Below are 11,910 nucleotides of genomic sequence, written 5' to 3' on the forward strand. Positions count from 1 at the left end.
TAGGATGGACGCATGTCGGACCGAGCCCCAGTGACGCTGCCCACGATCGCCTTCCTCGGCGCCGGATCCATGGCCAAGGCCGTGCTGCACGGCCTGCTGCAGCCGGGCGTCGAGGTCGAGGGCGGCATCCGAGCCACGAATCGCTCGGCGGCCAACGCGGACGAGCTGTCGTCGCTCGACGGGGTCACGGCGTACGCCACCGAGACGGATGCCGCGGCCAACCGCACGGCCGTCGCCGGCGCGAAGATCGTGGTCGTCGCCGTGAAGCCAGCGATGGTGCCCGACCTGCTGCGCGAGGTCGCGGACGCGCTCGAGCCCGACGCGGTCGTCGTCTCGGTCGCCGCGGGCGTCACGGTGGCCACCTTCGAGTCGCTGCTGCCGTCGTCGGTCGCCGTGATCCGCTCGATGCCGAACACGCCCGCCCTCGTCGGCCGTGCGGTCACCGGCGTCGCCGCGGGCACGCGCTCGAGCGACGAGGACCTCGCGCTCGCCGTGGCGCTCTTCGAGACCGTCGGCGACGTGATCGTGGTCCCCGAGGAGCAGATCGACGCGCTCTCGACGATCTCGGGCTCCGGCCCCGCCTACGTCTTCTACCTCATCGAGCAGCTCACCGCCGCCGCCGTCGGCAAGGGCTTCACGCCCGAGCAGGCCGCGCTCATGGTGCAGGGCACCTTCCGCGGTGCGAGCGAGCTGCTCGCGGCATCCGACGTCGACCCGACCGAGCTGCGCCGGCGCGTCACCAGCCCCAAGGGCACGACCGAGCGGGCCGTCGCCGTGCTCGAGGGCGCCGGCCTCGAACGGCTCTTCGACGAGGCGACGGATGCCGCGCTCGCCCGGGCCCGAGAGCTGGCGGCGGGGGCGTGAGCGAGCCCGAATCGGTGGCGTCCGCCGCATCGGAGGTGCCGCCCGCGCCGCTCGACCTCGACGGCGAGCCGCGGTTCGCCTGGCGCGGCGTGATGCTCGACGTGGCCCGGCACTTCCGGCCCCTGCCCGACCTGCTGCGCTTCGTCGACCTCCTCGCCGCGCACGGGCTCAACGTGCTGCAGCTGCACCTCACCGACGATCAGGGCTGGCGCTTCGAGGTGCCGGCGTATCCGCAGCTCACCGCGGTCGGCGGTCGGCGATCGGAGTCGCAGCTCGGGCACGGGCCGGAGTCGACGCTCGACGGCGTGCCGCACGAGGGCTCGTACACGCAGGCCGAGCTGCGCGAGCTCGTCGCCCACGCGGCCGCCCGCGGCATCCGCGTGGTGCCGGAGGTCGACGTGCCGGGCCATGCCAAGGCGATCCTCGCGGCGTACCCCGAGTTCGGCGTCGGCGACGTCGAGGCCGTGCGGGCGCGCAACGCCGAGCCGTGGACGCGCTACGGCATCAACGACGAGGTGCTGAACGTCGAGGGCGCGACGCTCGCGTTCGTCTGCGCGGTCTTCGACGAGCTCTGCGACGTCTTCGACTCCGACGTGGTCGGGTTCGGCGGCGACGAGGTGCGCAAGGATCGCTGGGCCGCCGATGCGCGCACGCAGCAGCTCATGGCCGAGCGCGGACTCGCCACCGAGGAGGAGCTGCAGGCGTGGTTCCTCGCGCAGGTCGCCGGGCACCTCGCCTCGCGCGGACGACGCGTCATCGGCTGGGACGAGATGCTCGAGGGTGCGGATGCCGCGGCATCCGCCCTTCCGGCCGACGCCGTCGTCGCGTCGTGGCGCGGGCCCGTCGGCGCCGAGCTCGGCGCGCGCCTCGGCCACGACGTGGTGCTCTGCCCCGATCTCTGGACCTACCTCGACTACCGGCAGTCGGATGCCGCCGACGAGCCGATCCCGGTCGGCACCGTGCTCTCGCTCGCCGATGTCGCGACCTTCGACCCGGTGCCGTCCGATGCGCCGTCCACGCTCCGCGAGCGCGTCGTCGGCGTGCAGGCGAACGTCTGGACCGAGCACCTCGACAGCCGCGACCGGCTCGATTACGCCGTGTTCCCGCGGCTCGGGGCGTTCGCCGAGGTCGCGTGGAACGGCGGGCCGCTCGACTGGGCGTCGTTCGAGCAGCGCCTGCCCGCGTACCTCGCATGGCTCGACGAGCAGGCCGTCGCATACCGGCCGCTCGACGGCCCACGACCCGACCAGCAGCGGCCCGGCGTGCCCGGCGCGCCGCGGAACCGGGCGTCGCGCATCGACGAGCTCGAGCGGTTGACGTCGAGCCTGCGCAGGGCCCGCTGATCGCACGGATCGGATCATTTCGGCTCGGATGTCGATTTCCGGGCGGTCTTCTCGTCACCATGGTGTGACGGACCTCGTCACGAACGTCACTGGCGAAGACCAAGGAGCGATCATGACCGACACGTACCTGTACCTGATCCACGAGCCCGACTGGGACTCCGATGCGTTCCTCGGCGGCGGCACGGGAGTGCCCGGCGGAGAGCCCCACAACAACTTCGCGGAGCACCGCGTGTTCCAGGAGGCCGTCGAGCGCCTCGGTGCCCGCATCGTCGGGGCCTCCGCCCTGCAGAACGCACGGCACGGCGGCCGCGTGACGCCCGGCGCGGGCGACCGCGTCGAGACGGACGCGGTCTACTCCGACGGGCCGTACCCCGACACGAGCGAGGTCGTGTCCGGGTACTACATGGTCGAGACCGACGACGAGGCGCTCGCCCGTCGCATCGCCGCACTCGTGCCGACCGGCGGCCACATCGAGTGGCGCAAGGTGTTCCCGATCTCGTGACCGACCCGATCGCCGACCTGGGCGAGGACTTCGTCGACGCCTGGCCGCGGATCGTGCGCGCGCTGGCCGCCTACACGGGCAGCCTCGACGACGCGCAGGAGTACGCGGCCGAGGCGATCGCACGAGCCGTCGCCCAGGCCGGCGACGGCGGGCGGCCGCTGGGGTCGCTCGCCGCCTGGTGCACGGCGGTCGGCAAGCGGGCGTGGATCGACGACCGCCGGCGAGCCGCCGTCGAGCAGCGGCACGTGCAGAGGCTGGCCGGCGACCTCGCGGGCGCGCTGCGGCAGGACCTCGCCGACCCGGACGCCTCGCCCGAGACATCCGCTCGCGACCTGCCCGTCGCGGACGCCCTCGACGACCGGGTCGCGCTGCTGTTCGTGGCATGCGACCCCGCGCTCACCGAGCAGGCGCGGCTCGTGCTCGCGCTGCGCGTGGTGTGCGGGCTCGACGTGCCGCGCATCGCGGCGCATCTCGGCATCCAGCCGTCCGCCGCCGCCGCGCGACTGACCAGGGCGAAGCGCGCGCTCGCCGAAGCCAGCGGGCGCTTCCACGTGCCGGAGGCGCCCGAGCGCCGCGTGCGCCTGCCCGTGGTCCTCGCGAGCGTGGCCGGCATGTTCACGGTCGCGCACCGCGACGTGCTCGACCCGCAGAGCCCGCTCGACGACCTCGGCCGCCAGGCGCTCTCGATCGCCGACGCGCTCGTCGCCGAGTACCCCGACGACGCCGAGGTGCGCGGACTCCGCGCCGTCGTGCGGCTCGGGCTCGCGCGGCGACCGGGCCGCCTCGACTCGGAGGGCGCCGCGCTGCCCCTCGACGAGGTCGACCGGAGCCGCTGGGACCGGCGGCTGGTCGAGGCCGGCCTCGACGACGCCGCGGCGGCGGCCGACCGCGGTGACGGGCGCTTCGTGCTCGAGGCCGCGATCGCCGGCCTGCACACCTCGGCACCGAGCTTCGCCGAGACCGACTGGAACCGGGTCGTCGCCTTCTACCGCGCGCTCGAACGCGTCTGGGGCTCGCCGTCGGTCACGGCCGGACGCCTCGCCGCCGAACTGCACCGCAGCCTGCTCGCACCGGAGTCCGGCGAGCGCACCGCGGCCCTGCGCGGCATCCGGGTCGACCTGCAGGCGCTCGCCGACGGCTCGGCGCCGTATGCGGCACTCGACGCGAGCCTCGCGCTCGCGGACCTCGCCTGGCGCACCGGGCACCGCGAGCAGGCGGCCGTGGAGTACGCACGGCTCGCGGAGGTCGTGCCGACCGAGCCCGTGCGCCGGTTCTGCCTGGGGCGGGCGGGGGCCGTGCACTGAGGTCGTGGAATCGGCGGGGGCTCGAGACGCTCCTGCGACGCTCCTCGACCGACGCGGCATCCTGCAGACGCCGCTACGCGACCGCCGCGGCGCGCTCGAGCAGCACCATCACCTCGAAATGCGTCGTCTGCGGGAACATGTCGAACACCCGCCCGCGCACCGGCCGCAGCGACGGCATCGCCTCGAGGTCTCGGGCCAGCGACGCGGCGTTGCAGCTCGAGTAGAGCACGTGGCGCACGTCGGACGCCTCGAGCCATCCGCTGAGCTCGCGACCGATGCCGCGGCGCGGCGGGTTCACGATCACGAGGTCGGGGGCCGCCTCGGCGCCGAGGGCGAACGCCGTGGCATCACCGGACTCGAACCGCACCCGTGAGAGCGCGGCATCCGTTCGACTGAGCTCGGCGCTCGCGACGGCCTCGACGCTGGTCTCGATGCCCGTGACGGATGCCGCGGCATCCGCGATGTGCAGCGCGAAGCCGCCCACGCCGGAGTAGAGGTCCCATGCCGAGTCGGGCGCGAGCGCGCGCACCCAGTCGCGCGCTTCGACGTAGAGCGCCTCGGCGATCTCGGTGTTCGTCTGGAAGAAGCTCTGGGGGCGCAGGTGCATCGTCACGTCGCCGAGGCGCATCGGCAGCGTCGAGGCCTCGGTGAACACGATCTCGTGCTCGCCCTCGAGCACCGCCTTGTGCTCGGGCAGCACGTTCGCCGTGACGACGCGGGCGTTCGGCAGCTCGTCGAGGAGCCACGGCAGGTGCTTGCGGATGCGGCCGACCGGCTCGGTCGAGCGCACGACGAAGCGGATCATGAGCTCGCCGTCTGGCGACTCGGTGAGGATCAGGTGCTTGAGCTCGCCCGTGCGGCTCGGCACGTCGTAGGGCGTGAGCCCGGCTCGCGTGATGAACGCGGCGATCACGGGGAACGCCGCCCGGTGGCCGGGGGAGCAGATGCCGCAGGCCTCGAGGTCGATGCCGTGGCCGTCGGCGTCGAGGATGCCGATGGTGGGCGCCGCCGTCGTGCCGCCGATCACCATCTTCGCCTTGTTGCGGTAGCCGCCTTCGCGACTGGCGATCGGGGCCAGCCAGTCGAGGCCGTCGTGGGCGGCGAGCAGTTCCTCCGCATGCCGCTGCTTGCCGGCGAGCTGCGACGGGTAGGGCTGTCCCATGAGCGAGCACGATCGGCAGCGCCCGGCGTCGAAGTAGGAGCAGTCCACGGGTTCCAGCGTAGGCGCGGATACGGTGGTCGGGTGAGCGACGCCGACGACCGACCCATCGCCTCAGCACCTCATCGCGTGCCGGGCGAACCCGTGCGCGTGCGCGCGACGAAGTGGCTCGAGCGGCCCCACTGGGCGTTCGACGGCGTCTGGCTCGGCGCCGACGCGCACGGCGACTGGGTCGGGTTCCCGGCCGGCACCGCGTTCGCGCGCCCCGGGCACGGGTTCACGGCGACGTGGGACTCCGTATCGCTCTTCCCGCGCGCCGGCTGGGCGGCCGCGTTCAACGCCGGCCATCCGCGCGGGCTCGGCACCTACGTCGACCTCGCGACCGCTCCCGAATGGCGAGCGGATGCCGCGGGCTCGACGGTCTCGTACGTCGACCTGGATCTCGACGTCGTCGAGCGCGCCGGAGCGCCGGCGTTCATCGACGACGAGGACGAGTTCGCCGAGCATGCGCTCGAGTTCGGCTACCCGCCGGAGCTGGTGGCGCGGGTGCGGGCCGACGCCGATGCGGTGCTGGCGGCCGTGCAGCGACGCGAACCTCCATTCGACGGGGCGACCGCCGCCGCGTGGCTTGCGCGGCTGGCGGGGCTGCGGCCTGCAGAGGAGTGATGGTCGGGCTCCGCGGAGCGGGGGTCTCGATACGCGCCTTCGTCGCTACTCGACCGGCGGAGCGGCCCCCGGCTCGAAGCGGTACCCCATGCCCGGCTCGGTGAGGAAGAACCTCGGCTCCGAGGGCGTCGGCTCGAGCTTGCGGCGCAGCTGGGCGACGTAGAGACGCAGGTACCCGGCGTCGTTGGCGTGGAACGGACCCCACACCTCGCTCAGCAGCATCTGCCGGGTGAGCAGCTTTCCGGGGTTCTTGAGGAACAGCTCGAGCAGGCGCCACTCGGTCGGCGTCAGGCGAATGGAGGTCTCGCGCCCCGAGGCATCCGTCGACCTGATCGTCTTCGCGGCGAGGTCGACCCTGAGCGAGCCGATCGCGTGGGCCGCGGCATCCGCCTCACCGGTGGTCGACCTCGCCCTGGCACGGATGCGGGCGAGGAGCTCGTCCATGGCGAACGGCTTCGTGACGTAGTCGTCGGCGCCCGCGTCGAGCGCCTCGACCTTCTCGGCGGAGTCGGTGCGCCCCGAGAGCACGAGGATCGGCACCTTCGACCACGCGCGCACCGCCCGGATCACGTCGATGCCGTCGACCTTCGGCATGCCGAGGTCGAGGAGGATCAGGTCGGGGTGCGCGTTCGCGGCGAGGTCGATCGCCTCGGCGCCGTCATGGGCGGCGACGATCTCGTAGCCCCTGGCCGCGAGCGTGATGCGCAGCGCCCGCTGCAGCTGGTCGTCGTCGTCGGCGAGGAGGATCCTCATCGCAGCTCCTCGGTCGTCGTCGGCGGGGTCGTGGCGGAGGGCAGGGTGACGACCATGGTCAGGCCGCCGCCGGGGGTGTCCTCGACCTCCAGCGTGCCGTCCATGCCCTCGATGAAGCCCTTCGAGAGCGCGAGGCCGAGCCCGAGGCCGGTGTCGTTGTCGGTGTCGCCGAGGCGCTGGAAGGGCGTGAACACCTCGTCGCGGCGCTCGACGGGGATCCCCGGGCCGCGGTCGACCACGCGCACCTCCGTCCGGCCCTGGAACGAGCTCGCGGCGAGGCGCACGCGCTCGTCGCCTGGACTGTGGCGCACGGCGTTCGCGAGCAGGTTGACGACCACGCGCTGCAGCAGCACGCCGTCGGCGAGCACCGGGGCGAGATCGTCGGCGAGGTCGAGTTCGACGTCGCCGGGCCCGAGCGCGAGCTCGTCGAGGGCGGGCAGCACGACGTCGGCGACCTCGGTCGGCGCGAGGGTGACGGCGAGCGCCCCGGCCTGCACCCGGCTGACGTCGAGCAGGTTGGTGACGAGCTCGGCGAGGGCGTCGAGGCTCTCGGCGGCGGTCGCGAGCAGCTCGTCGCGTTCGGCGGCCGGCAGCTCGACCTCATGGGATCGCAGCGCGCTGACGGCGGCCGACGCCGAGGTGAGGGGGCGCCGCAGGTCGTGGCCGACCGCGGCGAGCAGGGCCGAGCGCACGCGGTCGGTCTCGGCGAGGGCGTCGGCCGCCGAGGCGGCGGTCGCGAGCGCACCGTGTTCGATCGCGGCATCCATCTGGGTGGCGATGACCTGCAGCAGGCGGCGTTCGGATGCCTCGAGGTCCTGCCCGTGCAGTTCGAGCACGCCGCGGGAGCCGATCGGGATCTCGGTGACGCGGTCGTTGCGGGTCGGCTCGCCGTCGGCGACGCGGACCTCGCCGTCGACGACGAGGCGCACGCCGGTGAGGCCGAAGGCCTCGCGGGTGCGGGTCACCATCGCCTGCAGGGCGTCCTCGCCGCGGAGCACGCTGCCGGCGAGGGTCGCGAGCAGCTGCGACTCGGCCGCCGCGCGGCTGGCGATCCGGGTGCGCCGCGCAGCCTGGTCGACGACGTAGCTCACGAGCAGGGCGTTGGCGACGTAGAACACGAGGGCGAGCAGCTGCCTCGGGTCGCTGATCGTGAGCGTGTACGTCGGCTGCACGAACAGGAAGTTGAGCGTGAGGCCCGAGAGCACGGCTGCGAAGAGCCCGGGCCAGATGCCGCCGATGAGGGCGACGACGATGACGAGCAGCTGGTAGGCCAGCACGTCGCTCGTGATCGACGCCTCGGTGTGGAACGTGACGAGGAGCCAGCTGAGCAGCGGTCCGACGACGAGCGCCACGGCGAAGCCGACGACGAGCCGACGACGGCTGAGCGCCCCGCCGAGCTTCGGGAGGGAGAACCCGGATCCCGCGGCGGCGTGCGTCACGATGTGCACGTCGATGTCGCCCGACTCGCGGATGACGGTCGCACCGATGCCCGGGCCCGTGAACGCCGCTGCGAGCCGCGACCGGCGGCTGACGCCGATGACGAGCTGGGTGGCGTTCGCCGCGCGTGCGAAGTCCACGAGGGCGCGCGGCACGTCTTCGCCGACGACCTGGTGGAAGGTGCCGCCGAGCTGCTCGACGAGCGTGCGCTGGCGGTCGAGGGCGCCCGGATGCCGTGCGCGCATGCCGTCGGGGTTCGTGACGTGCACCGCGATGAGTTCCCCGCCCGAGGAACGCGAGGCGATGCGCGCCCCGCGGCGGAGGAGCGTCTCGCCCTCTGGCCCGCCCGTGAGCGTGACGACGACGCGTTCGCGCGCCTCCCACTTGCGGTCGATGCCGTGCTCGACCCGGTAGGCCTTGAGCGCCGAGTCGACCTCGTCGGCGAGCCAGAGCAGGGCGAGCTCGCGAAGTGCGGTGAGGTTTCCGAGCCGGAAGTAGTTCGACAGGGCCGCGTCGATGCGCTCGGCCGGGTAGACGAGCCCGCCCGCGAGCCGATCGCGCAGGGCCTGTGGTGCGAGGTCGACGACCTCGATCTGGTCGGCCGCGCGCAGCACGGCGTCGGGGATGGTCTCGCGCTGGGCGACCCCGGTGATCTGTTGCACGACGTCGCCGAGCGACTCGATGTGCTGGGCGTTCACCGTCGAGATCACGTCGATGCCGGCTTCGAGCAGCTCGTCGACGTCCTGCCAGCGCTTCGCGTGCCGCGAGCCCGGCGCATTGGTGTGCGCGAGCTCGTCGACGAGGGCGATCTCGGGCCGTCGCGCGAGCACCGCATCGAGGTCCATCTCGTCGAGGCCCATGCCGCGATGCTCGACGGTGGTACGCGGCAGCACCTCGAGGCCGCTCACCATCGACGCCGTGGCCTTGCGGCCGTGCGTCTCGACGAAGGCGACGACGACGTCGTGGCCTTCGCCCCGCAGCCGCCGGCCCTCCTCGAGCATCGAGTAGGTCTTGCCGACGCCGGGGGCGGCGCCGAGCAGGACCCGAAGCCGCCCCCTCCGCATCGTGGCTACCCCTCCAGCTCGGCGAGGGCGAGGTTCAGCTGCAGCACGTTGACGGTGGGTTCGCCCAGGTACCCGAGATCCCGTGCCTGAATCCTAGACTCCACGAGTTCGCGCACCTCTGATTCGGGGAGCCCGCGCTCGCCGGCGACCCGTGCAACCTGCAGCAGGGCGTACTCGGGGCTGATGTGCGGGTCGAGACCCGACGCCGAGGCCGTGACCGCGTCGGCAGGGACATCCGTCTCTGAGACGCCGTCGAACTCGGCGACCTGGGCCTTGCGTTCCTCGATCGCGGCGATGAGGTCGGCGTTCTCAGGGCCCCAGTTGCTGCCGCTCGAAGCGCCGCCGTCATATCCGTCACCGGCGGCCGACGGGCGGGGCTGGAACCACTCCGGAAGCGGGTTGCCGTCGGCATCCGCGAACGACTGGCCGATGAGCGCGGAGCCCACGACCTCGTCGCCCTCGCGGACGACGGAGCCGTTCGCCTGAGCCGGCAGCACGAGCTGTCCGATGCCGGTGACGACGAGCGTGTAGGCGATGCCGAGCACCGCGGTGAAGACGAGCATCGCGCGGACCGCCACCCAGTGGGTGCGGACCGTCGTGCGAGTGGAGCTCATGGTGTCGTTTCCTTTCGCGCCCGGGCCTAGAACCCGGGGATGAGGCTGATGACCAGGTCGATCAGCTTGATGCCGATGAAGGGGGCGATGATGCCGCCGAGGCCGTAGACGAGCAGGTTGCGGCTGAGGATCGCTGACGCGCCACCCGCCGTGTACTTCACGCCGCGGAGTGCCAGCGGGATCAGGATCACGATGATGATCGCGTTGAAGATGATCGCCGACAGGATCGCCGAGGCGGGGGAGTGGAGCTGCATGACGTTCAGCACCTCGAGGCCCGGGAAGACGCCCGCGAACATCGCGGGGATGATCGCGAAGTACTTCGCGACATCGTTCGCGATCGAGAACGTCGTGAGCGCGCCGCGCGTGATGAGCAGCTGCTTGCCGATGCGCACGATCTCGATGAGCTTCGTCGGGTCGCTGTCGAGGTCGACCATGTTGCCGGCCTCCTTCGCGGCCGACGTGCCCGTGTTCATCGCGACGCCGACGTCGGCCTGCGCGAGTGCCGGGGCGTCGTTCGTGCCGTCGCCGGTCATGGCGACGAGGTTGCCGCCCGCCTGCTCGCGCTTGATGAGCGCCATCTTGTCCTCGGGCGTGGCCTCGGCGAGGTAGTCGTCGACGCCCGCCTCGGCCGCGATGGCCTTCGCGGTGAGCGGGTTGTCGCCCGTGATCATGACGGTTCGGATGCCCATGGCCCTGAGCTCGGCGAAGCGCTCGGTGAGGCCGTCCTTCACGACGTCCTTCAGGTGGACGACGCCGAGCAGGCGCGCCGCGCCGTCGGCGTCCTTCGCCGCGACCACGAGGGGGGTGCCGCCGCTGTTCGAGATCGCCTCGACGCGCTGCTCGAGCTCGTCGCGGGTGCTCGACGCGATGCGACCGGATGCCTCGACCCAGGCGATGACCGCCGAGCCGGCGCCCTTGCGGATGCTCGAGCCGTCGGGCAGGTCCAGGCCCGACATGCGGGTCTGCGCCGTGAACGGCACGACCTCGCCGGCGGGGGCAGTGTCGAAACGGATGTCGCGTGCCGCCGCCAGGTCGACGATCGACGATCCCTCGGGAGTGGGGTCCGCGAGCGACGACAGCGCCGCGGCACGCTCGAGTTCCGTGGGGTCGACGCCGGGCATCGGCACGAACTCGCTCGCACGACGGTTGCCGTACGTGATGGTGCCCGTCTTGTCGAGGAGCAGCGTCGTGACGTCGCCCGCCGCCTCGACGGCGCGGCCAGACATCGCGAGCACGTTGCGCTGCACGAGGCGGTCCATGCCCGCGATGCCGATCGCCGAGAGCAACGCACCGATCGTCGTCGGAATGAGGCAGACGAGGAGCGCGATGAGCACCGGGATCGAGACCGGCGTCGCTGCGTACGAGGCGATCGGGTTCAGCGTGAGGGTGACGATCACGAAGACGATCGAGAGGCTCGCGAGCAGGATGTTCAGCGCGATCTCGTTCGGCGTCTTCTGGCGCGAGGCGCCCTCGACGAGCGCGATCATGCGGTCGACGAAGGTCTCGCCCGGCTTCGAGGTGATGCGCACGACGATGCGGTCGGAGAGCACGCGGGTGCCGCCCGTGACGGCCGAGCGGTCGCCGCCCGACTCCCGCACGACCGGGGCCGATTCACCGGTGATCGCCGACTCGTCGACTGACGCGATGCCGTGGATGATGTCGCCGTCGCCCGGGATCGATTCGCCCGCCGTCACGACGACGACGTCGCCGAGTCGCAGGTCGCCCGAGGAGATCTCGGCGACCGCGGATCGCTCGGCCGCGGCATCCGCGACCTCGTCGTAGGCCGTGACGCGCCTTGCGACGGTCGAGGTTCGGGTCTGCCGCAGGGTGTCGGCCTGGGCCTTGCCGCGGCCCTCGGCCACCGACTCCGCGAGGTTCGCGAAGAGCACGGTGAGCCAGAGCCAGACGGCGATCGCCCAGGTGAAGGAGAGCGGCACGGCCGTGCCGCCCGACGACTCCGGGCCGCCCAGGAACGGCTCGGCGATCGCGAGCACGGTCGTGAGCGCGGCGCCGACCTCGACGAGGAACATGACGGGGTTGCGCCACATCAGCCGCGGATCGAGCTTGCGGAAGGCGCCGGGCAGGGCCTGCGCGACCTGCGCCGGCCCGAAGGCGCCGGCCGGCCGCTTCGAGGGGGAGCCCGTCGGTCGGGGCGCGTGCTCTGCCACGGGTTCGGGGGCCGATGCGGTGGAGATGGTGGACAT

10 protein-coding genes are annotated in these 11,910 nt (G+C 72.7%); 5 read left to right on the forward strand and 5 right to left on the reverse strand.

The window, feature by feature from the left end:
- Positions 1 to 12: 12 nt before the first annotated feature.
- The 4 genes from proC to ABIC29_RS00750 all read left to right on the forward strand — a co-directional run bounded on the left by proC (position 13) and on the right by ABIC29_RS00750 (position 4,013).
- The gene (gene proC, locus ABIC29_RS00735) at positions 13 to 864 is read left to right on the forward strand and encodes a pyrroline-5-carboxylate reductase (protein WP_354241857.1); all 852 of its coding nucleotides are present in this window, start codon (positions 13 to 15) and stop codon (positions 862 to 864) included.
- Entirely contained in the window at positions 861 to 2,207 is a 1,347-nt protein-coding gene (locus ABIC29_RS00740; RefSeq protein WP_354241860.1) for a beta-N-acetylhexosaminidase, read from the forward strand. The genes proC and ABIC29_RS00740 overlap by 4 nt, the downstream gene beginning before the upstream one ends.
- Positions 2,208 to 2,319: 112 nt before the next feature.
- Complete coding sequence (locus tag ABIC29_RS00745) at positions 2,320 to 2,709, forward strand: YciI family protein (protein WP_116082124.1); 390 nt, start codon at positions 2,320 to 2,322, stop codon at positions 2,707 to 2,709.
- Positions 2,706 to 4,013, forward strand: a complete 1,308-nt coding sequence (locus ABIC29_RS00750) for a DUF6596 domain-containing protein (RefSeq protein WP_354241863.1) — start codon at positions 2,706 to 2,708, stop codon at positions 4,011 to 4,013. The genes ABIC29_RS00745 and ABIC29_RS00750 overlap by 4 nt, the downstream gene beginning before the upstream one ends.
- Before the next feature lie 73 nt (positions 4,014 to 4,086).
- Here ABIC29_RS00750 and rlmC read toward each other — a convergent pair whose 3' ends face one another.
- Complete coding sequence (rlmC, locus tag ABIC29_RS00755; RefSeq protein ID WP_116080415.1) at positions 4,087 to 5,223, reverse strand: 23S rRNA (uracil(747)-C(5))-methyltransferase RlmC; 1,137 nt, start codon at positions 5,221 to 5,223, stop codon at positions 4,087 to 4,089.
- 33 nt (positions 5,224 to 5,256) lie between these two features.
- Between rlmC and ABIC29_RS00760 the strand changes: the two genes are divergently transcribed.
- Complete coding sequence (locus ABIC29_RS00760; protein ID WP_354241866.1) at positions 5,257 to 5,838, forward strand: DUF402 domain-containing protein; 582 nt, start codon at positions 5,257 to 5,259, stop codon at positions 5,836 to 5,838.
- Positions 5,839 to 5,883: 45 nt separating this feature from the next.
- Here the strand turns inward: ABIC29_RS00760 and ABIC29_RS00765 are convergent, their stop codons facing one another.
- From ABIC29_RS00765 to kdpB, 4 genes are read right to left on the reverse strand one after another with little or no spacing between them, the layout of a single operon-like run.
- Entirely contained in the window at positions 5,884 to 6,591 is a 708-nt protein-coding gene (locus tag ABIC29_RS00765) for a response regulator (protein ID WP_116080416.1), read from the reverse strand.
- Positions 6,588 to 9,092: a DUF4118 domain-containing protein gene (locus ABIC29_RS00770; RefSeq protein ID WP_116080417.1), complete on the reverse strand. Its 2,505-nt coding sequence runs from the start codon at positions 9,090 to 9,092 to the stop codon at positions 6,588 to 6,590. The genes ABIC29_RS00765 and ABIC29_RS00770 overlap by 4 nt, the downstream gene beginning before the upstream one ends.
- Before the next feature lie 5 nt (positions 9,093 to 9,097).
- A complete protein-coding gene (kdpC, locus tag ABIC29_RS00775; protein WP_116080418.1) occupies positions 9,098 to 9,706 on the reverse strand; it encodes a potassium-transporting ATPase subunit KdpC in 609 nt (202 codons plus the stop codon).
- A 26-nt stretch (positions 9,707 to 9,732) separates the two neighbouring features.
- A complete protein-coding gene (kdpB, locus tag ABIC29_RS00780; RefSeq protein WP_354241871.1) occupies positions 9,733 to 11,910 on the reverse strand; it encodes a potassium-transporting ATPase subunit KdpB in 2,178 nt (725 codons plus the stop codon).

It is taken from the genome of Agromyces sp. PvR057 (assembly GCF_040547485.1).
In the GTDB taxonomy this organism is placed as follows: Bacteria; Actinomycetota; Actinomycetes; order Actinomycetales; family Microbacteriaceae; genus Agromyces.

Coding starts and splice junctions, on each gene's coding strand:
- proC (WP_354241857.1), top strand. CDS start 13: ATGTCGGACCGAGCCCCAGTGACGCTGCCCACGATCGCCTTCCTCGGC.
- ABIC29_RS00745 (WP_116082124.1), top strand. CDS start 2,320: ATGACCGACACGTACCTGTACCTGATCCACGAGCCCGACTGGGACTCC.
- ABIC29_RS00765 (WP_116080416.1), bottom strand. CDS start 6,591: ATGAGGATCCTCCTCGCCGACGACGACGACCAGCTGCAGCGGGCGCTG.
- ABIC29_RS00770 (WP_116080417.1), bottom strand. CDS start 9,092: ATGCGGAGGGGGCGGCTTCGGGTCCTGCTCGGCGCCGCCCCCGGCGTC.
- kdpC (WP_116080418.1), bottom strand. CDS start 9,706: ATGAGCTCCACTCGCACGACGGTCCGCACCCACTGGGTGGCGGTCCGC.
- kdpB (WP_354241871.1), bottom strand. CDS start 11,910: ATGTCCACCATCTCCACCGCATCGGCCCCCGAACCCGTGGCAGAGCAC.